Origin of the sequence: Agrobacterium sp. SORGH_AS_0440 (genome assembly GCF_031453135.1) — a bacterium.
GTDB lineage: Bacteria > Pseudomonadota > Alphaproteobacteria > Rhizobiales > Rhizobiaceae > Agrobacterium > Agrobacterium pusense.
This window is the reverse complement of record NZ_JAVIYR010000002.1, coordinates 2,465,739-2,491,050: the sequence shown is the minus strand read 5'-3', so window position 1 is coordinate 2,491,050 and position 25,312 is coordinate 2,465,739. Positions and strand designations below refer to the sequence as shown.

The 25,312-nt window shown below is 58.6% G+C and carries 19 protein-coding genes; 9 read left to right on the top strand and 10 right to left on the bottom strand.

What is annotated here, in order from left to right:
* Nucleotides 1-227: 227 nt before the first annotated feature.
* Complete coding sequence (fdhD, locus tag QE453_RS21420) at nucleotides 228-1,043, top strand: formate dehydrogenase accessory sulfurtransferase FdhD (protein ID WP_142186772.1); 816 nt, start codon at nucleotides 228-230, stop codon at nucleotides 1,041-1,043.
* Between the two features lie 46 nt (nucleotides 1,044-1,089).
* Here the strand turns inward: fdhD and QE453_RS21415 are convergent, their stop codons facing one another.
* The 5 genes from QE453_RS21415 to QE453_RS21395 form a co-directional block, all read right to left on the bottom strand.
* On the bottom strand, nucleotides 1,090-2,859 hold the full coding sequence (locus QE453_RS21415; protein WP_112765624.1) for a methyl-accepting chemotaxis protein: 1,770 nt from the start codon (nucleotides 2,857-2,859) through the stop codon (nucleotides 1,090-1,092).
* A gap of 323 nt (nucleotides 2,860-3,182) precedes the next feature.
* Entirely contained in the window at nucleotides 3,183-3,659 is a 477-nt protein-coding gene (locus tag QE453_RS21410; protein WP_003504949.1) for a chemotaxis protein CheW, read from the bottom strand.
* Between the two features lie 166 nt (nucleotides 3,660-3,825).
* Nucleotides 3,826-7,986 (bottom strand): translocation/assembly module TamB domain-containing protein, encoded by a 4,161-nt coding sequence (locus QE453_RS21405; protein ID WP_037090236.1) that lies wholly within the window; start codon nucleotides 7,984-7,986, stop codon nucleotides 3,826-3,828.
* 45 nt (nucleotides 7,987-8,031) lie between these two features.
* Complete coding sequence (locus QE453_RS21400) at nucleotides 8,032-9,957, bottom strand: autotransporter assembly complex family protein (RefSeq protein WP_309777953.1); 1,926 nt, start codon at nucleotides 9,955-9,957, stop codon at nucleotides 8,032-8,034.
* A 174-nt stretch (nucleotides 9,958-10,131) separates the two neighbouring features.
* Complete coding sequence (locus tag QE453_RS21395) at nucleotides 10,132-10,383, bottom strand: YMGG-like glycine zipper-containing protein (RefSeq protein WP_004443753.1); 252 nt, start codon at nucleotides 10,381-10,383, stop codon at nucleotides 10,132-10,134.
* Between the two features lie 369 nt (nucleotides 10,384-10,752).
* On the opposite strand from QE453_RS21395, the gene hemA reads away from it, so the two are divergent.
* Nucleotides 10,753-11,970 (top strand): 5-aminolevulinate synthase, encoded by a 1,218-nt coding sequence (gene hemA / locus QE453_RS21390; protein WP_136882850.1) that lies wholly within the window; start codon nucleotides 10,753-10,755, stop codon nucleotides 11,968-11,970.
* Between the two features lie 33 nt (nucleotides 11,971-12,003).
* Here hemA and dxr read toward each other — a convergent pair whose 3' ends face one another.
* Nucleotides 12,004-13,197 (bottom strand): 1-deoxy-D-xylulose-5-phosphate reductoisomerase, encoded by a 1,194-nt coding sequence (dxr, locus tag QE453_RS21385; RefSeq protein WP_244456027.1) that lies wholly within the window; start codon nucleotides 13,195-13,197, stop codon nucleotides 12,004-12,006.
* A 187-nt stretch (nucleotides 13,198-13,384) separates the two neighbouring features.
* On the opposite strand from dxr, the gene QE453_RS21380 reads away from it, so the two are divergent.
* Both QE453_RS21380 and QE453_RS21375 read left to right on the top strand, forming a co-directional pair.
* Nucleotides 13,385-14,083: a phosphatase PAP2 family protein gene (locus QE453_RS21380; RefSeq protein WP_244456026.1), complete on the top strand. Its 699-nt coding sequence runs from the start codon at nucleotides 13,385-13,387 to the stop codon at nucleotides 14,081-14,083.
* A 17-nt stretch (nucleotides 14,084-14,100) separates the two neighbouring features.
* The gene (locus tag QE453_RS21375; RefSeq protein WP_404977899.1) at nucleotides 14,101-15,345 is read left to right on the top strand and encodes an FAD-dependent oxidoreductase; all 1,245 of its coding nucleotides are present in this window, start codon (nucleotides 14,101-14,103) and stop codon (nucleotides 15,343-15,345) included.
* Between the two features lie 26 nt (nucleotides 15,346-15,371).
* Here the strand turns inward: QE453_RS21375 and QE453_RS21370 are convergent, their stop codons facing one another.
* Genes QE453_RS21370 through QE453_RS21355 form a run of 4 tightly spaced genes read right to left on the bottom strand, consistent with a single transcriptional unit; the run spans nucleotide 15,372 to nucleotide 19,268 of the window.
* A complete protein-coding gene (locus tag QE453_RS21370; protein WP_309777949.1) occupies nucleotides 15,372-16,295 on the bottom strand; it encodes an ROK family protein in 924 nt (307 codons plus the stop codon).
* 3 nt (nucleotides 16,296-16,298) lie between these two features.
* Nucleotides 16,299-17,471 (bottom strand): N-acetylglucosamine-6-phosphate deacetylase, encoded by a 1,173-nt coding sequence (gene nagA / locus QE453_RS21365; RefSeq protein WP_309777947.1) that lies wholly within the window; start codon nucleotides 17,469-17,471, stop codon nucleotides 16,299-16,301.
* Complete coding sequence (locus QE453_RS21360) at nucleotides 17,468-18,490, bottom strand: SIS domain-containing protein (protein ID WP_309777945.1); 1,023 nt, start codon at nucleotides 18,488-18,490, stop codon at nucleotides 17,468-17,470. The genes nagA and QE453_RS21360 overlap by 4 nt, the downstream gene beginning before the upstream one ends.
* Nucleotides 18,491-18,515: 25 nt before the next feature.
* A complete protein-coding gene (locus tag QE453_RS21355) occupies nucleotides 18,516-19,268 on the bottom strand; it encodes a GntR family transcriptional regulator (protein WP_006698212.1) in 753 nt (250 codons plus the stop codon).
* 440 nt (nucleotides 19,269-19,708) lie between these two features.
* On the opposite strand from QE453_RS21355, the gene QE453_RS21350 reads away from it, so the two are divergent.
* From QE453_RS21350 to QE453_RS21330, 5 genes are all read left to right on the top strand, one after another.
* Nucleotides 19,709-20,890, top strand: coding sequence for a Gfo/Idh/MocA family protein (locus tag QE453_RS21350; protein ID WP_004443731.1), 1,182 nt, complete (start codon nucleotides 19,709-19,711; stop codon nucleotides 20,888-20,890).
* Nucleotides 20,891-20,901: 11 nt separating this feature from the next.
* Nucleotides 20,902-21,786, top strand: a complete 885-nt coding sequence (locus QE453_RS21345; protein ID WP_004443728.1) for a carbohydrate ABC transporter permease — start codon at nucleotides 20,902-20,904, stop codon at nucleotides 21,784-21,786.
* On the top strand, nucleotides 21,783-22,640 hold the full coding sequence (locus QE453_RS21340) for a carbohydrate ABC transporter permease (protein ID WP_004443724.1): 858 nt from the start codon (nucleotides 21,783-21,785) through the stop codon (nucleotides 22,638-22,640). The genes QE453_RS21345 and QE453_RS21340 overlap by 4 nt, the downstream gene beginning before the upstream one ends.
* A 38-nt stretch (nucleotides 22,641-22,678) precedes the next feature.
* Nucleotides 22,679-23,911 (top strand): ABC transporter substrate-binding protein, encoded by a 1,233-nt coding sequence (locus tag QE453_RS21335; protein ID WP_072495129.1) that lies wholly within the window; start codon nucleotides 22,679-22,681, stop codon nucleotides 23,909-23,911.
* 187 nt (nucleotides 23,912-24,098) lie between these two features.
* Nucleotides 24,099-25,211, top strand: a complete 1,113-nt coding sequence (locus tag QE453_RS21330) for an ABC transporter ATP-binding protein (protein ID WP_022556917.1) — start codon at nucleotides 24,099-24,101, stop codon at nucleotides 25,209-25,211.
* Nucleotides 25,212-25,312 lie beyond the last annotated feature (101 nt).

Below are 25,312 nucleotides of genomic sequence, written 5' to 3'. Positions count from 1 at the left end.
CCTTCGTCGTCCTCAGCCTGCCCACATAAGCTTCAAAATCACGTTGACCGGGTTGCATCAATTATCGCCTACGGAACATGAGTCTAGCAAAGGCGCGCTTCAACGATTGCGTTTCAACCGGGCAGCCTCGGAAACCGATTCCGATTTTCAGAGCTTTCGTTTAGATGTGATATCCCGAAGAAATGCTGCTCGGGTGCGCAACACGAAGCAGATTTGGTGATGGAGGAGTGATCGGCGTGTCGGCAAAAGCGAGCTACAGAGGGGTCGCGAGAACCGCGTTGCGGTCAGGGACCCTGATCGAGGGCGATAGAGCGGTGCCCGAGGAAGTGCCGGTTGCTTTTTCCTATGGTGGCAGCACCCATGCCGTGATGATGGCCAGCCCCGCAGATCTTGTCGATTTTGCGGTCGGATTTAGTCTGACGGAAGGCATCATATCCACACGGGCGGAAATCCGGTCAATCGAGGTGATCGAGGCGGGGCAGGGCTTCGACGTTCAGGTGGATTTGCAGGATGCCAATGCGGATGCGCTCAAGGCGAGACGGCGGCATATGGCAGGCCCTGTCGGCTGCGGTCTTTGTGGCATCGAGTCGATAGAACAGGCGGTCCGAGTGGTCCCGGTCCTGAGCGGCTCTGAACTCTCCGTCTACGGGGATGATATTGTTGCTGCGATGAAAGCACTGAATGAAGCGCAAAGCCTTAATCGCGAAACGAGAGCGGTTCACGGCGCGGGTTTCTACAATCCTCAAAAGGGGCTGCTTGCTGTTCGTGAAGACGTCGGTCGCCATAATGCGCTCGACAAGCTTGCAGGTGCAGTTGTCAATGCAGGCCTGCCGCCGAATGCCGGCATTGTGGTTGTGACCAGCCGCCTGTCGGTAGAAATGGTCCAGAAGACCGCCATCCTTGGCAGTCCCATTCTGGCGGCGATTTCCGCACCCACCGCGCTCGCCATCGAAACCGCTGAAAGCTCGGGTATCACCCTTGTCGCACTCGTGCGGGGTGAAGATTTTGAGATCTTCACCAGGGCGGATCGTATCATTTTATAACGTAGAGGCCGCCGTTCCCGACGGCCTTCAGACTTCAGAGAGACCCTTAGAACTCCGCCCATTCGGCTGCTGCGTTTCCATGAGACCTTGGTAAAGCAGCATATCGCGGTTGCGGCACCGGCAGCCTGGTGAGGACGGCTGGTTTCTTGTCGACGGGGCGTGCGGGTGACGTGTCGTGCGCGATTCTGAACTGCCGCAGCAATTCATGCAGATTTTCCGCTTCTGTAGCGAGCCCGTGGCTGGCGGCGGTGGTTTCTTCTACCATCGCAGCGTTTTTCTGGGTGGCCTGATCCATAACGTTGACGGCCTGATTGATCTCCCTGAGACCGTTCGCCTGTTCGCGGGATGCTTCAACGATGGCCGAGACATTAGTGTCGATCTCGCCCATCTGCGACTGGATGTCCCGCAGGGCGTCGCCGGTTCTGCCCACCAGATCCACGCCGTTGGAGACCTGCTCGCGAGAGGTGTTGATGAGGGATTTGATCTCCTTGGCGGCAACGGCGGATCGCTGTGCGAGCTCCCGGACCTCCTGTGCGACGACGGCGAACCCCTTGCCCGCTTCCCCGGCGCGCGCTGCTTCAACGCCCGCATTGAGAGCCAAGAGATTGGTCTGGAAAGCGATGTCGTCTATAACGCCAATGATATTGGTGATTTCGCCCGAGGACCTCGAAATCGCATCCATGGCGGAAATTGCCTGCTGAACGATGTCGCCGGAATGCTCGGCATGTTCTCTTGTCCGCAGCACCAGTTTACCGGCCTCACCTGCGCGGTGGCTTGCATCGGTTACGGTGGTGGTGATCTCCTCCAGCGCCGCAGCGGTCTCCTCCAGTGAGGCGGCTTGCTGTTCGGTGCGTTGCGAGAGCTGATCGGCGGCGATGCGGATTTCGCCGGATCCGGATGCGATTGTCGAGGCATTGTGCGCGATTGTCTGCATCGTGGCCTGCAGCTTGGCGACGACCTCGTTGAAATCTGCCCGCAGTTTTTCCATGCTGGGCACGAAGCTGTTGTCGAGGCGTTGTACAAGGTCGCCTTCGGCCAGCGCCCGCAGGGCATCTGCAAGCATGCGAATGGCGCTCATGCGCGGTGTGACGTCGGTGGCAAATTTCACCACCTTCACCACTTTACCGGTTTCATCGACAACCGGATTATAGGCGGCCTGGATCCATATTTCCTTGCCGTTCTTCCCGTAGCGGACAAACTCGTCCGAGATGAATTCGCCTGATGCCAGTCGTTGCCAGAAATTTGCGTAGGCGGGCGAGGCGGCATAGGCAGGATCACAGAACATGCGGTGGTGCCTGCCCTCGATTTCCTTGAGGTCATAGTTCACCGCAGCGCAGAAGTTTGGATTGGCGGTGATGATCGTACCGTCAGGAAAGAACTCAATGGTGGCTTGCGAGCGGGAGAGCGCCTCCAGTTTGCCCGCATCTTCCGCGGCCGTGATCTTTTTTGCGGTGATATCTGTTGCGATCTTGACCACTTTATAGGGCTTGCCCGAACGGAAAACCGGGTTGTAGGAGGCCTCGATCCAGATCACCGAGCCGTCCTTGCGGATACGGCGAAATTCCCTGGCCTGAAACTCGCCACGGGCGAGAGAGTCCCAGAATTCCTGATAGGCGCGAGACGCGGCAAGCTCGCTGTCGCAGAATATGCGGTGGTGCTTACCGACGATCTCTGTGAGGTCATAACCCAGTGCCGCGCAGAAATTCTTATTTGCGGTGAGGATATTACCTTTGAGATCGAATTCGATGACCGCCTGCGATCTTGATATCGCATCGAGCATATTTCTACTGTCTGCGCTTTTTCCTAACCCCAGCATTACAAGTCCCCCAAAGTCAGCCCACGGCGCGGCAAGCCGCAAAGAAGATGCGGTCCACGCCATATCACGTTGAACACCGAACAGGTTTTGCCGCCGAAGGCAGCAATGCAGGCACTTCTCTATGTTGGCCCTGGGTCAGGTATCGGCCCGCGTAATAGGCTTACCGGCGCGGTACTGATCTATGGCGTTAATATTAGATATCTATAATATTAAAATGTTCTTATTTAATAAAATGCGTGAAAGAAAAAACAAAACCGCCGGCAGGTGCTCCGGCGGTCTGGATTGTTCCTTATCATTCTTCAGCGAGGCCTGCGCAGACCTTGTCAGGCCGCGAGATCTTCCGCTTCAGTGCCCTTGAACATTTTCGCAAGGTTCAGGAAGCAGATCATGCCATGTTCGTTGGCGATGATCCCTTCGGAATAGGACTTGTCGAAGGAGGCTGAAATTTCGGGAACCGGCTGGACCTGGTTTGCCGGGATCGTCAGAATGTCTGAAACGCGATCCACCAGCATGCCGATGACCATGTTATGCACTTCGGCCACTACGATTGCGCTGCGCTCATTGGCAACGGTGCTTTTCATGCCGAGTTTGTGAGCCAGATCGATGATCGGGATAACAGAGCCGCGCAGGTTCATGACGCCGATGACGTCTTTCGGTGCGTGGGGAATAGGCGTCGAAGGCGCCCAGCCGCGGATTTCGCGAATGGTCGTCGTCTTCACGCAGAATTCCTGATCATGCAGGCGGAATGCGATGATTTCGAGCGTCTCACCGCCAAAATTGGTAGAGTTAATCATTGCCATCAGAATTCTTCCCAATGCTCGCTGTGGAGGCCGGCGCAAGTGCACCGACACTTGCAATGCGAATTTGGCGTTCTGCCTGGTGCCTGAACAGCCGGAAACAATATTTCCGTCTTCAATGGAAGATTCCTAGCACGAGATGGTTTCGCAAACCTAAATGCGAACCATCTCAATACTCTTTCTCGTAAAATATGCCTGCTGCGCCTTCGCCATCGCCGCCCGCTTCCCCGCGCAGCTTCACACCGCGTCCTACGTCGAGATTGATGATGGCTTTTGCGCCGGATTCGCCGCTTTGCTGCAGCTCCAGATAGGTTCTTTCGTTCAGGTATTTACCGGCGGAAACACGGGCCTGTCCTTCGGAGTCCGTCGAAATATCAAGATCATCGACGCCGAGATTGCTTCTGAGCTTGTCGAACAGCGATGTGGAACGCCCGCCGGCCAGTTGAGCGGCGGCATCCGCCAACCGCGCGATCTGCAGCGCGGATAGTTTTGACATGGACTGGCCGAAGATCAGCTGTGCCATCACCTCATCCTGTGGCAGAGCGGGAGCCGAGGAGAACGCAAAGGTCGGATCGTTGGCGGTACCGGAAACAGATACGGTGATGGTCGTTGAACCAACCGTTGAGTCCGCCTTCATGTCGAGGACCGGAACGAGGCCGCCACCGAAACTGATATTTCCTGTCGTGAAATCAAGGCGGCGAGTGAGGATTTCAAGCCTGCCCCGACGCATTTCGAAGCCGCCGGAAATGACCGGAACCGCTGCCGTGCCACGGATCGTCAGATTGCCGGTCAGTTCTGCATCGATACCCCGACCGCGCACGAATATACCGCTCGGTGCATTGACCTGCAGATCGAGATTGATGGTGGACGAGCTGCCGCTTCCGCCCTGATCGGCTCCAAGCGCCTTGGCCTGCGCGCGCACCTTGGGTGGCGCGTTCTTGTGCTTGACGTCGATCTCCGTCAGCGAGGCCGGCAGCTTCTCCGGAATGGTGATGGCGCTTCTGTCCAGCGTCAGGTTGCCGCCCAGCACGGGGGAATTCAGCAACGGGCCTTTCAGCGTCAGCGTGCCGCTCACCACTGTCGTTACCAGCGTGCCGTCGTTGTAACCGGCGCGATTAAGCGTAATCGATATATCGGCAGGAAAACCCGAACCACCGGTTATGCCGACGCTGCCGGTTCCCGAGATCGTTCCACCGCCTGCCAGCCTGCCGGTCAATCGGGAGATGACGGCACGATCACGGTCGAAGGTGATGGTGGCGCCCAGATCGTTGATGGTGAGGTTTCGGCGCACGTCGGTCAGGCGCGTGCCATCAGTGGTGATGCTGCCGCTAATGACAGGTGCGGAAGCGCTGCCGGAAATCTTCACGTCGATGGCGGCGGTGCCATTCACATCAAGGCCCTGCGCTGCTGTTTGTGCCGCGACGGCTGAGAAAGGCAGTCTGCCGGAAAACGCCATCGAAAGCGGACGATTGCCGGCGATACCGAGCGAGCCGCCGCCTGAAAGCGCCATGCCGCCCTGACCGGAGACATTCGTGTCGATCTGAAGGGTACCACCGGAAAATTGACCGTTCGCCTTGATGCCGAGGGCGGCGAGACCCGCGGCGCGCGTCTGCGCGACCTCGGCATTTACCCAGTTGAGATTATAGTCGACCGCAGGGTTCGATGCCGCACCCTTGGCCTTCACCGTGCCGGAGATGCTGCCCGCCGCATCCAGTCCGGTGGCAAAGGCATTTGCGAGACTTGCGGGCAGCGAACGGATATCGGCATTGATATCAAGCGTCGACCCGGCGGTGCCGTTGACCTCGACACGTCCTTCGCCCGTGATGATGGTCAAATCGGAGATCCGGGCCGTACCGTTCTGGATGGCAATGGTGGTGGGTTTTTCAAGGCGCACGGCAATGCCCTTGGGCGCGGCGGAAAAGGCGTCGAGTCTTACCGTCATGGGCGATCCGCCCGTCTCGGCGCTGCCATTCACCACCAGCGGTGCGTTGTCGTAACGCGCGTTGACGTCGAACTGCGTCGTTGTGCCGGAATGACCGATTGTGGCTTTCAGGTCAGATATCGCAGCCGCGCCGGCATTGACGGTATCGGCGTTGACCTTGCCGTTGATGGCGATTGCCTGAAGGTCGTCTATTGAAATATCGGCTGCCAACCCTGAGATCGTTGTCGTGCCTTGACGGATGCTGCTGCCATTGGCTTTGATCGTCGCGGCGATCCGGCCATTGGCGTTGCTAAGGGCGATGTCGCCGGCAATATCGCCATCCGCCTGCTGCGCAGCGAGAGCGGCGAGTAGCGCAAGGTCGGGAAAGTTGAAGGAAAGATTGCCGGATGGCAGAAACTGCTGCGAGAATTGCAGTTGCCCGTTCAAGATATTCCGGCCTACCGCCACGCGCAGCTCGGGAATCGCAGTGCCGTTTTCGGTTTGCACCAATTCGGCGTTGGCATCGATCTTCTGTCGGTCAAGGCTGCCGCTGGCGGTAAGTTTCGCCTGAGGAGCGGCGGGATCGGCCTTGCCTGTCGCATTGACTTGCAATGATTCAAGCGTACGTCCGGCAAGGATTGCGCTCTCGGAAGTCAGGGTCACGTTGAAATCCGGCGCTGCCAGCGCGCCGGTGGCCTCGATCGCAAAATCGGCGACGCCCTTTGCCTGTGGCGTCAACTTTTCAAGAGCGAGAAATTTACCCGTCAGGCTGGCGCTCAATGCATCGTTTTCGAGACCGGCATTGCCTGTCGCCTCGATCGTTCCCGACTTGACGACGAGGTTTTCAACGCTGGTGCGTCCACCGATGGTCACGTCGACATCACCCTGGAGGGCGATGGTGGTGTCGAACTTTTCCGCGAGAGCCGGTGGAAGGGTGGCGGGCAGCGCGAAGAGCTGCACGCTGGAGGTGAGGCGGTTGCCGGTAAGGTCGAAACTGCCGTTCAGTGTTCCGCCAACGCTGGCGCTTTCAAGCGTCGCGCTGTCAAAGCCGATGGCGGATGGGCTCAGGCGTAGTGGTGCCTTGATGGTGAGCGGCGCACGCACCAGCCGATCAATATCCGGGCTGACAAAGGACGATTGCGCTACGGAGAGAGCGGTGGCGATTGTGCCGCTCCGGTCGGCGATATTGAGATCAGCGCTTTGCGCCGTCAGTTTGACGTCGTCCAGCCTGCCTTGCGGCAAAGAGAGGCTGCGCAGGGAAACGGTCGTGTCAAGATGTGCGGCGTCTGCCCCACCCTTTAACGAAAGATCAAGGCCGTTGATGAGGGCCTGCACCTCCCCATCGCTCAGCGGCCAGCGAAAATCGACGGGCCCGGCTGTGCCGATGAGGTTGGCGGCAAGGTCGTTCTGGCCGTTCGGATCAATGGTGCCGGAGGCCGTCAGCAGCAGGGTGCCGGTTTCCAGTGTACTGCTGCCGATTTCGATGCGCCCCTGTGGGGAAAGGGTGGCGTTTGCGTCGAGCTTTGTCTCACCGGCAAAAAGCTGCCGGAAGGCGGGCGGCAGAAGCAGATCGGGCTGGCCGCCACCCGCAACTTCGATGCGGCGGGTGCCATCCTCCGCGAGGAGGTGCCGACCGGTGACGTTGACAACAGGGTTACCAGCGACGTTGCCGCGCATGCTGCCGGTCCAGTTTGAAAGCGGTCCTTCGCCGTTAAGGTCGATGGCGACCGCAGGTGTGCCGGGCAGAGACAGCAGCGTGGCAAGAAGTCCGCCCTCAGGCTCCCGCATCTCCGCTTTCAGCTTCAGGACATTTTCGTTGGGAAGAAATGCGATGTCGGCGTTAACGGCCGCATCCGGGGCATTCAGCCGGTGGGCCGTGAGCGACAGTCTGATATCGTCGCTGGCGGCCTTGAGGTTGCCTTCGGCCGTCAGTTCAAAGGGGCGGCCGAGAAGGGGCTGGCCGAGACGAATATCGGGAAAGCTGAAATTGTCGATCGCTATTTCAATCGGCAGAGAGGAACTGCCGGAGCTTTTGCTCGTCGTTTCCTCCACCGGAACCGGTTGGCGCTGGACATCGATCGATCCCGCCGATACCCGGTCCGCATGGAAGGTGCCGGCAAGAAGCGAGAAGGGTGACCAGTCGACGGCGATCTGGTTCACGCGGGCATAAGGGCCCTGCCGATCCGAAAGAGTGACGTTGTCGAGCCTCAGATGCCCCGTCAAAAGCCCGCTGGGCGGAGAAATCTCGATTATCTGATCGGGTGTCGATACAAGCGATGAAATCTGCTTTGCGGCTATTCTCGCGCCCATCGGCGTAAAACCGACGAAAAAGGCTGCAAGCAACAGAAGTACCACGCCGCACAAGGCAGCGTAGCCCAGCCATTTCAGCAATCGAATCAACGTTTTCATAAAGGGTAATCTACACTCTGTTGCAAGGGTGTTCGACTGCGGCGTTTAAAAAGACTGACCGATGCCAGCATAAATGCCGAAACTGTTGCCGCCATCGTATTTGTCTAGCGGCGTGGCGACATCCAGACGCAGAGGCCCGAAGGGTGTCGCGTAACGCAGCCCGATACCGGCGCCAGCGCGAATGTCGGAAAAGTCCGGGGTCACGTCTTCCGAGACCACACCCGCATCGATAAAAGGTACGATACCGATCGTGTCGGTGACCTTGATGCGGGCTTCAATGGAGCCAACGACATAGGAGCGACCGCCGGTCGCGTCGCCTGCCGCATTATAAGGCGATATTTCCTGATAGCTATAGCCGCGCACCGACCCGCCGCCCCCGGCATAAAAGCGGCGGGTGGTGGGGATGTCCTGCAGGTCACTTCCGCCGACGAGCACGCCGCCCGACAGTTTTCCGGCCATGATCAGCCTGTCTTCGGCGCCCAGCCCCTTGTACCCGGTAATCGAACCTTCGAAAGAGGAGAAGAAGGTCCCGTTCAGGGCCTCATAGCTGGGCTTGGCGGCCACCGATGCACGAAAGCCTTCGGTCGGGTTGAGCTTGTCGTCGCGGGTATCGCGAACGAATTCCAGCGGAATGGACGTGGTAAGATATTCGTTCTTTCCGAAGGCGTCGTCTGTATCGGCCCACTGCACCTCCAGGCCCGCGGCAGCCGTGTCGGTATCGTTTAGTTCATAACTGAAACCGGCAGTCCCAGTCAGCGTCTTGGCTTCGTAGGTGTCCGGATGCTCGGTCTTGGCAATCAGGCTGGTCTTGAATGTCGTGCGGGGATTGAACATTCCGGGCTTCGTAAAGGTAATGCCCGCCGAATAGTCCATGCCTTCCACGCTCGATGCCTCTGCAATGCGCGAGACCGATCCCTCGATGCGCAGAGATTCGGCCTGGCCGAACAGGTTTCTGTGGCCCCAGTAGCCCTGAAGACCAATGCCTTCGGTGGTGGAATATTGTGCGCCGACGCCGAAATAGCGGTGCTTGCCTTCGGACACTTCGATGGTCAACGGAATGGTGCCGTCGCGGGCGAGCGTTCCTGCCTCCTTGATCGTCAGGCTGGAAAAAACACCGAGCTGGCGCAGGCGATCGGCGGCCTTGCGCAGTTTTTCCGGCGAATAGGGCTCGCCGCCATTGAGGCGCGAATAGCGGCGGATGAAATCCCCATCGACGGTTTTTTCACCGGTGACGGTGACCGTGCCGAGTGGGGCGACGGGGCCGCCTTCGGCCGCCATGGTGATGTCGACAGTGTTTGTCGCGTGGTTTGCAACGGCCTCGCGTTTCGTCAGCTTGGCAAGCGGGCGGCCTTCGGCCTTCAGATCATCGATCAGCTTGTTGCCGGCGCGGATGATCGCCAGGGAGCCCGCATCGCCGCCCGTCGTCAGGCCGTATTCCTCGAGATTGCGGCCTGTGACGTCGCCTTCGAGACGGATATTGCCGAGTGTGAATTTGGGACCGGGCGTAACGGTTATGACCACGGGAACGGGCGCGCTATGGTCGAAAACCGGGTTGGGCGGCAGGTCGTCGACATTCCTCCCGGCCACGGTGACATTGACAATACCGCCATAGCGGGCTTTTTCATAAAGCGCTGCAATCAGCCTGTCCCTGTCGTCCCTTGCCTTTATCAGGAGTCCGAGATCGCCTGAGGCAGGCTTGTCTTTGTCGGCCAAAAGAAGGGAACTGTTTTCGAGGCTGTCCGTCAGGGATTTGTCGGCGTCGGGAGCGTTGAGCGTGACGGCATATTTGACGGGGTTGATAACCTCGACCTCCGGTTCTTCCGAACCCCACAGGCGCATGCCGAACAGTTTAAAGGCGAAGGCATCACGCGCAAAAGCCGGATACAGGGCGAACGTCACAGCAACCGCAAGCGCGGTGCCAGCTTTCCGATACGCAATACCTGTCTTCGGGTTAGTTCGTGTTCTTCGCATAAGCTGCTTTATGGTTGAGCCTTTATTGTCGCCCTAACCCGTTTCCTCTCCGTTAACATTGCAATTTAATCATAAATAAACGGCTTTGAGGACCCTCGGCACATGTTTTGCAGCCCATAACGCAAAAAGCCCCGGATGACCGGGGCTTCTGTGCAACGGTATTTCGCGAAGCGATTAGCGGCAACGTGCCGTGTAACGCTGGCCGTACTGGTCGCGGTAATAGCAATAGCCCGGCTCGGAAGCGTTGCCAATCAAAGCACCACCGACGCCACCGATCGCTGCGCCAACAGCTGCGCCACGAACGTTGCCAGTGACCGCGCCACCGATAACGGCGCCGGAAACGGCACCAATCGAAGCACCCTTTTCAGTCTGCGTGCAGCTTGCAAGCGACAGGCCGACCAGCGCAAATATGATTGCCTTTTTCATGAAACTCTCTCCAACGTTACAATGAGCTCTTTGGCTCGGTAGGCGTCCCATATTTATCTGCGGCGACTGCTACCTCCGACCGCCACAGATAACTAACAATTCGATGTCGTTTAGGGAAGCCTCCACTTAAGGCATTCCTCCGAGCGTAAATCGATTGTGCCCCAAACAACGGCGCGGCGCAAAAAAGGTTCCAAAAATCCGCTTTTTTGATGTGAATCAATTTTGCGCTTTTCATGAGCGGCTATAAACGGTTTATTGGAATGGTTCAAAACAACGGCGAATTGACGCAGTGGCGGCTAAAATAGCCCGGAAGGGTTGACGGTCCCGGCAACGAGGCAGAGAACGAGCTGGTCAATTCTGGAGCATGGCATGGACTTCGAGGCATTTTTCACGACGGAACTGCAAAGCCTGCATTCTGAGGGACGCTATCGCGTTTTTGCGGATATCGAACGCCAGCAGGGCAATTTCCCCCGCGCGACCCGGTATAACGCCAATGGTGAACGCAAGGACGTTACTGTCTGGTGTTCCAACGACTATCTCGGCATGGGCCAGAACCCGAAGGTTGTCGAAGCCATGAAAGCCGCCATTGATCACTGTGGCGCGGGTGCGGGAGGCACCCGGAATATTTCTGGCACCAACCACTATCACGTCCTGCTCGAGCGCGAACTTGCTGACCTCCATGGCAAGGAATCGGCGCTGATCTTCACCTCAGGCTATGTGTCCAACTGGGCTACCCTCGGCACGCTCGGCCAGAAGATACCTGGCCTGATCATCTTTTCGGACGCGCTCAACCATGCCTCAATGATCGAGGGCATCCGTTATGGCCGTTGTGAGCGGGTGATCTGGAAGCACAATGATCTCGAGGACCTCGAGGCCAAGCTCCAGGCCGCTGATCCGAACGCGCCGAAGCTCATCGCTTTCGAATCCGTTTATTCCATGGACGGCGATATCGCGCCGATCAGGGACATCTGCGATCTTGCCGATCGTTATGGCGCCATGACCTATCTCGATGAAGTCCACGCTGTGGGCATGTACGGCCCGCGCGGCGGCGGCATTGCCGAGCGCGAAGGCCTGATGGATCGCCTGACGATCATCGAGGGAACGCTCGGCAAGGCCTTCGGCGTCATGGGCGGTTACATTACCGGCTCCACCGCGGTCTGCGATTTCATCCGCTCCTTCGCTTCTGGCTTCATCTTCACCACGGCATTGCCGCCGTCGCTCGCCGCCGGGGCGATTGCTTCGATCCAGCATCTGAAGGCAAGCCCTTTCGAGCGGGCCCGTCATCAGGACCGCGTGCGGAAGCTGCGTGGACTTCTCGATGCGCGCGGCATTCCGCATATGGATAATCCAAGCCACATCGTGCCGGTCATGGTGGGCGATGCTGCCAAGTGCAAATGGATATCTGATATCCTGCTCGACAGTCACGGCGTCTATGTGCAGCCGATCAATTATCCGACGGTGCCGCGTAAGACCGAGCGTCTGCGCATCACCCCGACCCCGCTGCATAGCGACGCGGACATCGAGCATCTGGTCGGCGCGCTGCATCAACTCTGGTCGCATTGTGCGCTGGCGCGTGCGGTGGCGTAAGGAAACTCTTCGGATAGGGAAATCGGGCCGCGTTTACGCGGCCTTTTCTTTGGTGGAGATGAGTTCGCCGGCATGGCGGCGAGCTTCCTCATCTGCCGCGAATACATCTTCGATCGTGCCAGCGCTGCGGCCGTCATCCATCCGGTCCATGACCGTTTCCACGATGTCCGCCATATCGAGGAAACCGATGGCGCCGTCGACGAAGGCGTGAAAGGCGGTCTCCTCGGCAGCGTTCAGGGCGGCACCCTGTAAGCCGCCGCGCTCCAGCGCGGTTCGCGCCAGCCGAAGTGCCGGGAACCGTGCCTCATCCGGCGCCTCGAAATCGAGCCTCGCCAGTTTTGCCAAATCCAGCCGTTCGACGTTCAGCTGTCCGCGCTCAGGATAGGTAAGGGCGTAAGAAATGGCGGTGCGCATATCGGGAGATCCGAGCTGCGCGATATAAGAGCCGTCGCTGTAGCCAACCATCGAATGCACGATCGACTGCGGATGGACTATTACCTCAACCTGATCCGGCCTGAGATCGAAGAGATATTTCGCCTCGATCATCTCCAGTCCCTTGTTGAACATGGACGCGCTGCCGATGGAAACCTTCAACCCCATTGACCAGTTGGGATGGGCGCGGGCGACGTCCGCCGTGACGTTGGCCATTTCTTCGCGCGACCATGTCCGGAACGGGCCGCCGGAAGCCGTCAGGATGATGCGTTCCACAGCCTCTCTGTGATCGCCCGTGAGGCACTGGAAGATTGCGCTGTGCTCGCTGTCGACCGGGATCAGCCTGCCGCCACCCTGCTTGACCGTGCGTATAAAAACATCGCCCGCCGAAACGAGGCACTCCTTGTTGGCGAGGGCGATATCTGCGCCACGCCTGGCCGCAGTCACCGTGGGGGCGAGACCGGGGGTTCCGGCAATGGCCGCCATCACCCAGCCGGCATCCATCGAAGCCGCCTCTTCAAGACCGGATTTGCCTGCCGCGGTCTTTATGCCCGTTCCTGCGAGAGCGGACTTGAGGTCTTCGTATTTGTCGTCCTCGGCGGTGACGGCAAGCTCCGCGCCGAATTGTCGCGCCTGCTCCGTCAGAAGGGCGATATTCCCGGCGCCGGTCAAAGCCACGATCTCGAATTGGCCCCTGCCGCCCAGTTGACGGACCACATCCAGCGTATTGGAGCCGATCGAACCCGTCGAACCCAAGATCGTCAGCTTGCGGGGCATTTCACTGGCATTCGTCATTTTCAGTCCGTCGGTCCGTTGCTGGTCGCAATTCTTCGGGCGTGCCGTTCTCCCGAAGGTACTGCACGTTTTCGGGCTATATGCCTTAGCCTCTACCCGCGAAAACAAGCCATAACAAGGACAAAGCCAGCCTATTGTTTTTGCGGATGGCAAAGCCATATGCAAGAAAAACGATGAGAGGATATTGATGCGGCGTTTTCTCGTTTCCAGCGGATGGATTTTTGCGGCGAGCCTTGTGCTGGTTGCGGCCTTTATCCCTTTTGATCCGCGCCTCTCGGAAAACGCGCAGGCGTTGCCCGGCGCAGTGGTATCCTTTAATCGTGCGATTACCGATTTCGGAACTTTCCGCTGGATGCTTTATTCCACCGGCGCGCTGGCCATTCTCGCCTATGTCGCGGCGCGGGTTGTCAGCGCGCAGACCTATCATGGCCGGTTGCGGACAGCGTGGCGGCTTCTCTCCTATTTCTTTCTGACAATCGGGACCGCGAGCATTCTCGTTCATACGCTAAAGTTCCTGATCGGCCGGGCGCGACCGGAGCTCCTTCTGGAAATGGGGGCGTATAGCCTCACACCCTTCACCGGCGACAATCTTTATGAAAGCTTTCCCTCCGGCCATTCCACGGCTGCCGGGGCGTTTTTCGGTGTCTTTGCCATGCTTATGCCGCGCTTTCGCTGGGCGTTTCTTCTGCTTGCCCTTGTGATCGGCGTCTCACGTGTCGTTGTCGGCGCGCATTATCCGAGCGATGTGGCGGCCGGGCTGCTGCTCGGCATGTGGACGGCCATGGCCTTCGCCTTTATCTTCGCCAGGTCCGACATGTTGTTCCGGTTCGACGCACAGGGGTGGCCGCAACCGAAAAACGTGGCCTTACCTGCGCAAAAGACTTGATGGTGGTGGGGGATCGTATGGTTGCCGGGGGCCTTGACGCCGAAATGCCAGAGCGGAAGCGGATCATCACAAGGGTTGCCATTGCCGGAGCTGGCCCTGCCGGGCTCATGCTCGGGCTCCTCCTTGCGAGAGCAGGTATCGATATCACCATCGTTGAAAAGCATGGCGATTTCCTGCGCGATTTTCGGGGCGATACCATTCATCCTTCCACTCTCGATATTGTCGAGCAGCTAGGCTTCATTCGGGAGTTTCTGGCGCTGCCGCATACGAGAGCGCAGAAACTTCATGCCGAGATTGCGGGTCAGATGGTCACCATCGCCGATTTTTCCCGGCTGCCTGCGAGAAACCGTTTCATCGCCTTCATGCCGCAATGGGATTTCCTAAGCTTTCTTGCCGGCAAGGCAGGGCAATATGAGAATTTCACGCTGCTCATGAATGCAGGTGTCTCCGGTCTGCGCGAGCGCGATGGCGTTGTTGCGGGTCTCGTGGTGGATACGTCCGACGGGCCGCTGGAGATCGATGCCGAGCTCGTGATCGGGGCGGATGGCCGCAATTCAATCGTGCGGGACAAGGCAGGTCTGGTGGTGGAAAGCTTCGGGCAGCCGACGGAGGTTCTCTGGATGAAACTATCCAGGCAGCCGGGCGATCCGGCGGAAACCATGGGGCATGCCGGCCCACAGCAGGGTTTCGTCCTGATAGATCGCGGCGATTATTGGCAGTGCGGTTTTGTGGTCCGCCGCGGAACCTTCGCCGAGATGAAGGTTCAGGGTATCGCAGCGTTCCGCGATGCGGTGGCGAAAGTGCGCCCGCTGCCGCAGGAACGGCTTCTCGAACTTCAGACCTTTGAGGATGTGCATCTGCTGACGGTCAGGATCGACCGGCTGAAGCGGTGGTGGAAGCCTGGCCTCATCTGCATCGGTGACGCGGCTCACGCCATGTCGCCCATTGGCGGCGTCGGTGTCAATCTTGCTATTCAGGATGCCGTTGCCGCCGCAAATATTCTCATTCCCGTTCTTGCGCGGGGCGAAAAGCCAGGCGAGCGGGAATTGATGGCCATCGAAGCGCGGCGCTCATTTCCGACAAAGGCGACACAAAAGCTGCAATTGATGATGCGCAGCAGCCGGAAGAAGGATCAGGGCGATAGCCGCAAGGCGAAAGGGCCCCCCGCTTTCGTGCGCATCATTGCCCGCGTTCCGCTTCTCGCCCATCTCGCCGGCCGTTTGATCGGCCTCGGTTTCCGACGGGAGAAGTTGACCCGTTGATCCTTCGGTGGCGTGTAGGCGTCCGTTCAGGCCTCTTCGATCACCCGTGCATGTTTCAGCCCGAGAACGGCCGAGCCGATCAGTCCCGGTTCAATCCTGCAGATGGCAGGCACGACCAGCGGCCGGGCGAAGCGACGGAGAACTCGGGCTCTGACCGCTTCATCCAGTGTGGCAAGCAGTTCCCTGGAGTTTGACAGGCCGCCGCCGACCGGCACGATGGTTGCGCCGGTAACGTTTATCACCATCGCCAGCGGCGAAGCGAGAATATCGACAAGGATATCGATGGTTCTTGCGGCGTCCGGGTTGCCGCCCAACCAGGCTGCGATGATCTCCTCGCTGGTCATGTCCTGCCGGTGGAGATGCATATGAAGCTTTTCCATGCCGCGGGCGCTGCCAATGGCATCGACACAACCCGTGAGGCCACAGCCGCATTCGAACCGAGGCAACTCGACCGGCGGGTTGCCGGCCCGCGTTGGAGCCACGGGTCCGTGGCCCCATTCGCCGGCGAAGCCACCCTCGCTGTTGATGAGCCGGCCGTCGATCACCAGACCTCCGCCGACACCGGTTCCGAGGATGACGCCAAAAACCACGCGATGGCCCCGCCCGGAACCGATCTCCGATTCAGCCATCACGAAACAGTCGGCATCGTTGGAGACGATGACAGGAAGGCCCAGCGCCTGTTCCAATTCGTCCTTCAGCGCGCGGCCATGAATACTTGGAATATTGGCGACAGTGGCCCTGCCGGTGTCGGCATCGATGACGCCGGCAATCGACAGCGAAACGCAGGCGGGTGTGCCGCCACTATTGTCGATGACGGATTTCAGGCCGGCAGCAAAGTCTTCAAAGCTGGTCTTTGGCGTCGGGATGCGCGGCACGGGGCGAATATCGTCAGGAGCGTAAGCAATCGCGCCCTTGATGGTCGTTCCGCCTATATCGAAACAAACGATCATGATTCAGTCTCCGGAGCGTGCGGCATCGTGGATCTTATCTCCGCCGATCCATGTCGAATGCATCTGAAGTTCAGATGTAAGCATGACAAAATCCGCATCGAAACCAGGCAGAAGCCTGCCTTTGCCAGAAGCGCCGATTGCCTCGGCAGGATAGGCGGACGCCATTCTCAAGGCCTCTTCCAGCGGCGCGTCCAGCTTTTCGTGCATGAAGCGAATGCAGGAGAGCATATCGATATCCGCCCCCGCCAGCGTACCGTCTTCAAGCGTCAGCCGGCCGCCGTTGCGATAGACACGCCTGCCATTCAGTTCAAAACCATCATCGTCGGTGCCGATAGTCGACATGGCATCCGTGACGAGGAAGATGTGGGCCGGGCCATTCTTTGCGCGCAGCGCAATGCTGATCGCGGCCGGATCGACATGGAAACCGTCGGCGATCAATCCACAATCGAGCTTGCCGTTTGAAAGTGCCGCCCCCACGAGCCCCGGCTCGCGATGACCGAGCGGGCTCATGGCATTGAAAAGATGTGTGACCATCGAAGCACCTGCTTCGGCATAGGCAGTCGCCATGTCGAGTCCTGTGTCCGTGTGGCCGAGACTGACGACGATGCCGGCTTCTGCCAGCGCCTTGACCTGTTCCAAGGTTACATTCTCTGGGGCAACGGTCGTCATCACGAAGGGGAGTTTTGCCTTGCATCCGGTCAGCACCGCCAGATCAGGCGCTTCCATTTTGCGGATCAGTGCCGGATCATGTGTGCCCTTGCGGGCAACCGAAAGATGCGGGCCCTCGAAATGCAGGCCGAGAAAACCGGGCACCCTTTCTCTTTGGGCGTCAATGCCCGCTTCGGCGGCTCGCAATGTGATATCCGGCCGGTCGGTGATGAGCGTGACCATCAGCGCCGTGGTGCCGAATTTCGCATGGGCGGAGCAGATCCGGGCTATTCCTTTCGCATCCGGCTGGTTATTGAACATCACCCCACCGCCGCCGTTGACCTGAAGGTCAATGAAGCCAGGCGTGATCAGCAATCCTGGCGCGTCGATGATCTCGGCTTCTGCCGGTGCGGACATGCGGCCACTGATGTCGCCGACACGGCCATCCACGGTCACGAGCACCCTGTCGTCGTGCCATGCGGCACCATCGAAAATGCGGGCGCCGACAAATGCCTTGATGCCGCTCATTGAGTTTCCGTCACCTTCTTCAACGCCACCGGCGCATCCGGGTTGAAGCCGCGCAGGCGCGACAATTGCTCGATGAAGCCGTAAAACGGCGCGATCAACAACAATGCATCGGTCAGCGGATGGTTGGTTTCCACGAAGGGCAGGGACTTGGCGGGGCTGCCTTTTGAGGATGTAACGAAAACATTGGCGCCCTTGCGGGAGAGATTTGCGGCAATTTCCGTCACGGAGGTCTCGGCGCGGTCACGGGCGGCAAAGGCGATGACCGGAAATCTCGGCGCGACCAGCGAAACCGGGCCATGCATGACTTCCGCCGACGAATAGGCTTCCGCGTGCAGTTCGCAGGTTTCCTTGCATTTCAGCGCGGCTTCTGCGGCGATGGCGAGGGCAGGACCACGGCCAAGCATATAAAGCGATTCCTCACCCTTGACGGCCTCGCCGATGTGGCTCCAGTCAAGGGCGACGGCCCGGGCGAAATTCTGCGGCAGGGCGCTGATCGCCTTGGCAAGCAGGTTGTCTTCCGTCCATTCGGCAAGGATCGCGAGACCGGCAACGATGGAGTTGACGAAGGATTTGGTGGCAGCCACGGCTTTTTCCGGGCCAGCCTGTATATCGATGCCGTGATCGGCGGCATCGCCAAGCGCAGATGGCAGGGTGTTGACGAGCGAGAAAGTGAGCGCACCGCCATCGCGCGCACTTTGCGCCAAGGCGACGATATCCGGGCTCTTGCCCGATTGCGAAACGGCAATGGCCGCCGCCCGTTCCAGCCGCAGCTTCGTCTGGTAGATCGAGGCGAGCGACGGGCCGAGCGAGGCGACCGGAAGCCCGGTCTGCAGTTCGATGGCATATTTCAGGAAATGGGCGGCGTGATCGGAAGATCCACGGGCGATGGTGACGATAACGGCCGGATCACGGGCCTTCAGCTTGGCGCCGGCTTCCTGGAAGTCCGAATTGGCATTGTCGAGCAGGCGGGCTACTGCATCGGGAATCTCATCGATTTCCTGGCGCATCAGGGTTGTCATTGTTTCTGTCCTTGATCACTGGTGGTCACTCGGGGCCCATCGTCAGTTCGGCGACGAGGTCATAGGCGTCGCTGCGGTACAGCGCACGGGATATTTCCATGAGGCGCCCGCTTTCCAGATAGGCCATTCGCTGAACGGAAAGCGCTGCCGAGCCCGGCGGAACGCCAAGCAGCAGGGTTTCTTCATCGGTAAGGTTACGGGCAGAGATGCGCTGGATGGCGCGCACCGGGCGAATGCCACTTTTCTCAAGCTCAAGATAGAGCGAATTTTCGACCTGTTGCGGGTCGGGCAGAATATCGCCTGGCAGGCTCGTGACTTCGAGCGCGATCGGCTGGTCATTGGCAAGGCGCAGACGGGTGAGCCGCGCCACCATGGCCGATTGTGAAAGGCCAAGCGCCATCATTTCGTCGCCGGTGGGGTGAAAGAGGCCTCTGTCCAGCCAGCGGGTGCTCGCCGTCATGCCACGCCGGCGCATGTCCTCCGTAAACGAAGTGAGCTTGGTCAGAGGCTGTTGCATGCGGGTGATCGGCTTGACGACAAAGGTACCGGAACCGTGCCGCCGGACGAGGAGGCCGTCGCGCACGAGGTCATCCACAGCCTTGCGCACCGTGACGCGGCTGACGCAGGCACTTTCCGCAATGTCGCGCTCTGGCGGCAAGGCATCGCCATGTTTCAGGCGGCCACCATTGATGGCGTCTTCAATCGTCTGGCGCAGCTTTAGGTAAAGCGGGCCGCCACCCGATTGCAGATCCTCCAGATTAAGCGCTGCCCCGTTCATCCATAACCTCTGTTACAATCCGATATGGCTGCTTCTGGCTATACCACACAAGACGCGATCAGCAATACCAAAATAGAACCATTGGCGAACTTGTATTATTAATCGGAGCTTTTTTCGTTCTAATGCCTCAATTTAAGGCCTTATGATCGAAATTTCCGCATTAACCAAAAAAATTTTCTGAGCATTGTAATTGCTCTAGACGATTGGCATTTTTTTGGTATTGTTTTGGCATCGGTTGCCGGTGAATAGCTGTTGCGCGTCCTGCCGGCCTGGAAGAATGGGTTTCATATCCGCGACTTGCCAGAGTAAATCGAATTTTGCTTGACCGTTTTGAAAACTAATTTCATCATGGTTGGAAATTATCGCAGATAAATGAATAGCCAGCGGAGAATTGGCTGAATCTGCGAAAATTATTTACGAATGAGCAGGGAACAAAGTTCATGAAGGTGGGAATTATCGGACTCGGATTCCGTCTCGGTTATCTGGGCTACGTTTTTCATGAGATCGACAAGGATTTCGAGATCGTCGGTTATGTCGATCCGGCGCCGGCGGGCTTGCCGGGTCTCAAGGAAAAGGGGATCTCGGCCGGCAAGGCTTACGACAGCCCCGAGGCCTTGATCGCCAATGAAAAATTCGATCTCCTGATGATCGGTTCGCCGAACCACATGCATCTCGACCATATCCGCATCGGTCTTGAGGCGGGTTGCACCATCTTCTCCGAAAAGCCGATCGTCGTCAGCATCGAGGAAAGCCTCGAACTTGCCCGGCTCCTCAACAAGCATGGTCACGAGCGGTTGCTGGTGGGTCTCGTTCTGCGATATTCGCCGCTTTACCGCGATCTGCGCGCCGCACAGGCTGAAGGTAAGCTTGGCGATGTCGTTTCCATCGAGGCTTCCGAGCATATTCCGCCCTATCACGGCGCATTCTTCATGCGCGACTGGCGGCGTTACGAGCACTATTCCGGCTCCTTCATGCTCGAAAAATGCTGCCACGATCTCGATCTCTACAATGGTGTTGTCGGCGCGCGACCCCGTTTCGTATCGAGCTTTGGCGGGCGCAAAAGCTTCACGCCGGCCAATGCGCCGCAGAATGATGGCATCAACGACATGGAGGTTTACCATCGCAAGCCGAGCGGCTGGATGGGATCCGACAAGGTTTTCGACAGCGACGGCGACATCATCGATTACCAGACGGCGATCGTCGAATATGAAAACGGCGCTTCGCTTGCCTTCCATACCAATCTCAACGTTCCCGATGATTTCCGCCGTTTCTGCGTCATCGGCGCCAAGGGCATGGCGGAGGGCGATTTCGTTCGCGGTTTTCTCAACGTGCACAATGCCCGCACCAATGAAAAGACCCTGGCCAAGACCTATTCGGCGGCAACCACGCTCTCGCAGCATTATGGTGCGGACGAGCAGATGGCGGAGGATGTCATCGCCCATGTCGTAGAGGGCGCGCCGCTTCCGGTTTCCGCGCTCGACGCAATCGAGGCCGGTATTCTGGCGCTTGCGATGGATGAAGCGCGTCATGGCCGCAAGGTGGTCGATCTGAAGCCTGTTTGGGAGGCATACGATCTGGCCCTGCATGGGCAGCCGAAATCCCCCGCCGTGAAAACGGCTTGAGGGGCGGCGCGATGGAAGCGAAACGCAGCGCTGTCGTCTTTGCCTGGCTCCTTCTTCTGCCGGCGCTTTTATACATCACGGTTATCGTTGCTTATCCGCTTGTCGATACCTTCATCCTGTCCTTTACCGATGCGTCGCTCAGGAAAACGACAAATTGGGTCGGCTTCATCAATTACGAGAAGATCTTCAACGCGACTTTTGCCGATGTCATCACGCGGACCTTTATCTGGACGTTCTTTTCCGTCTCGATAAAGATGATCATCGGCACCTTTGGTGCAGTGCTGTTGAACTCCGCCGTTCCCGGCCGGGCGCTGTTTCGCATCCTGACAATGCCGCCATGGATCGTGCCGATGGCTATCGGCATCTTCATGTGGGGCTGGATGTATAACGGCCAGTTCGGCATGATTTCCGGCGTGCTGCAGAACCTCGGCCTGGTGGATGGTCCGGTCGCATTCCTCGCCTATGGCAGAACGGCATTTTGGGCAACGATCGTCACTGACGTCTGGATCGGCGTGCCGATGGTGACGCTCTATCTGCTGGCGGCCATCCAGGCCATTCCGCAGGATCTCTACGAGGCCGCTTGGACAGACGGGGCAAGCCGCCTCTACCGCTTCCGCCGCATCACGCTGCCGCTGATGCTGCCCGCGATGATTACCATGTCGATGATCTCGCTGATTTCGACCTTTAATTCCTTCGATATCATCTGGATCCTGACGCAGGGCGGACCGACCGGCCAGACCACGACCATGATCATCGACACGTACAAGACGGCGATCGGCTCTTACAAATATGGTGAGGGTGCCGCGCGCGCCGTGCTGATCTGCATCTTCCTGTCGATCTTCACCTATTTCTACTTCCGCATTACCAGCCGCATCTCGCAGGAGGCCAGCCGATGACCGACAAGAATGCGATGATCAACCGCTACAGGTGGTATGAAATTGTCGGGATTTATTGCGGTATCGCCGTGTTCCTGACCTTCGTGCTGGCGCCCTTCGTCGAAGGATTCCTGGTTTCGCTGAAACCGCTCAGCCTGCTGTTTTCCTCGCCTTACAAGTTCTGGCCGACAAACGGTTCCTTCGAGGCCTACCGTACCATGTGGGTCAGCGTTCCGGGCTTTGCCCGCTACGTCTTCAACTCGTTCTTCATTTCGACGATCTCCACGATCATCGTTCTGCTTCTGGTGGTTCCGGCGTCATATGCCTTCGCCCGGTTCCAGTTTCGCGGCCGCGGGCAATTGCTCGGTGCATTTCTGGCGATCAACATGTTCTCCGGCGCCGTGCTCCTGATCCCGCTTTACCGGTTGATGCGCAATATGGGTGTGCTGAACACCTATCTGGCGATGATCATTCCCGGAGCCGCTTTCCTGATCCCGACCGCGATCTGGCTTTTGCGCACCTATATGCTGCGTATCCCGCGGGAACTGGAAGAGGCGGCCTATGTGGATGGCGCAAGCTACTTCTACACCTTCCGTCGGGTGATCCTGCCGCTTGCGATGCCGGGTATCGCCGTGGTCTCCATCACAACCTTCATCGGCGCTTATGCGCAGCAGTTCATCTTCGCGCTCACTTTCAATTCCAAGACCGAATATATGCCGCTGCCCATCGGCCTCTTCGCCTATTTCGGTCGTCAGGAAGTCATCTGGAATGAGTTGATGGCGGCCAGCTTCGTCGGCATTGCGCCGGCCATGGTCGTGATCTTCTTCATGCAACGATATCTCGTCAGCGGGCTGACCGCCGGCGCGGTGAAATAAACAACAACCGGAACGACCACCAAAACGGGAGACTACCTATGGCACTGAAACATTACGGATTGGCGCTCTGCGCTTTCGCATTTGCCGGTTCCACTGCCCTTACCACGGTGACGGCGCACGCGGCCGACAAGGAGATCAGCTGGATCTATTGCGGCGACAAGATGGACCCGATCCACGAAAAATACATCAAGGAATGGGAAGGCAAGAACGAGGGCTGGAAGGTTGTGCCCGAGGTCGTCGGCTGGGCGCAGTGCCAGGACAAGGCGACAACGCTTGCCGCTGCCGGCACGCCCGTCGCCATGGCCTATGTCGGTTCGCGCACGCTGAAGCAGTTCGCGCAGAACGATCTGATCGTTCCGGTGCCGATGACCGAAGACGAAAAGAAGAGCTATTACCCCAACATCGTCGACACGGTGACGTTCGAGGACACGCAGTGGGGCGTTCCCGTCGCATTCTCGACCAAGGCGCTCTACTGGAACAAGGACCTGTTCAAGCAGGCTGGTCTCGATCCCGAAGTGCCGCCGAAGACATGGGCTGAAGAAATAGCCTTCGCCAAGCAGATCAAGGAAAAGACGGGTATTGCCGGTTACGGCCTCCCCGCCAAGACCTTCGACAATACCATGCACCAGTTCATGCATTGGGTTTATACCAACAACGGCAAGGTGATCGACGGCGACAAGATCACGGTCGACAGCCCGCAGGTTGTCGCGGCGCTGACGGCCTACAAGGACATCACGCCCTATTCCGTGGAAGGCCCAACGGCCTATGAGCAGAATGAAATCCGCGCCATCTTCCTCGATGGTAAGGTCGGCATGATCCAGGCCGGCTCGGGCGCCGCAACACGCCTGCAGGAAACCAAGATCAACTGGGGTATCGCGACCCTGCCGCTCGGCCCGGAAGCCAAGGGTCCCGGCACGCTGCTCATCACCGACAGCCTGGCGATCTTCAAGGGAACCGGGGTTGAAGAAAAGGCGACGGAATTTGCGAAGTTCATCACGTCGCCCGGCCCTCAGGGCGAATATGAGCTGCAGGGCGGCGCGGGCCTCACCCCGCTGCGTCCGTCTGCCAAGGTGGACGAATTCGTTGCGAAGGATCCCTTCTGGAAGCCGCTGATCGACGGTATCGCCTATGGTGGGCCGGAGCCGCTCTTCACGGACTACAAGGGTTTCCAGGACGTGATGATCGAGATGGTTCAGTCTGTCGTTACCGGCAAGGCAACGCCGGAAGATGCGGCAAAGAAGGCTTCTGGCGCTCTCGAGCAATATAAATAATCCGATTGCAACGGTTGCGGGCGTAATGCCCGCAACCGGTCCGTTTCGCCGTGAGATTGGTCGCCGCCCCATGTGGCTACTCTTTCTCGTGTTTTTCAACGGTTCCGGTCTGACGCGGTTTCCGCCTCATGGTCCAGAACGTCTCTGAATGCGGCCAGATTTCGGCCGCTGACGGGAGAGGCAAGTCTTGGGTCAGCTTTATCTCAACAACGTCCGCAAGAACTATGGACATTTCGAAGTCATCAAGGGCGTTCAGCTCGACATCAGGGATGGCGAGTTCGTCGTTTTTGTCGGCCCCTCGGGATGCGGCAAGTCCACTTTGCTGCGCATGATCGCCGGCCTTGAGGATATTTCCGGCGGCGACGTCGTCATCAACGGCGTGAAGGTCAATGAACTGCCGCCGGTCAAGCGTGGTATCGCCATGGTCTTCCAGTCCTATGCTCTCTATCCGCATATGACTGTTTTCGAAAACATCGCTTTTCCTTTGCGCGTCGAAAAGATGGAAGAGGGCAAGATCAAGGACAAGGTGGAGAGCGTCGCAAAGATTCTTCAGCTCGACCAGCGCCTGCAGCAACGCCCCGGCATGTTGTCCGGCGGACAGCGCCAGCGCGTTGCCATCGGTCGCGCCATCGTTCGTGAACCGAAGATATTCCTGTTCGACGAACCGCTTTCCAATCTTGATGCCGCCCTTCGCGCCGATATGCGCATCGAGCTCACCAATCTTCACAAGACGCTCAAGGCAACGATGATCTATGTCACACACGATCAGGTGGAGGCCATGACCATGGCGGACCGCATCGTTGTGCTGAATGCCGGCGAAATCGCCCAAGTGGGCGCGCCGCTCGAACTTTATCATAAGCCGGCGAACCTGTTCGTCGCGGGGTTCATCGGTAATCCGAAAATGAACTTCCTGAAGGTCACCTGCAAATCCGTCGGTCCCGAGGGTGTAACGGTGGCTTATGAGGGCCAGACGATCACCGTGCCGGTGGAACCTCGCGCTGCTCTGGAAGGCGCCCAGCTAACGCTTGGCATTCGCCCCGAACATACCGGCCTCGAGCCGGCGGACCTCAACATCAAGGTGGCTCCCAGTGTCATCGAGCGGCTCGGTGTGAACACGATTGCCTATGGCGTCGCGCCGACAGGTGAAAATTATTGCGCGCTGCTTTCCGGCTCCGCACCCGTGGTGGTGGACGAGCCCATCGTCACCGGCATCAAGGCATCGGATTGTCACCTGTTCGACGAAAGCGGCATTGCTCTCGAGCGGCGCGTCGATCTTTCCGTCCTCAAGCTGATACAATAACGGCTGGGAGTCGGGCCATGCACTCTGTCCTAACGCGCCCGGCTTTTCCTGATGCGATCGGTGTCCGGCGATTTTTGTCCGTCACCGGGCGAAAAAACAAC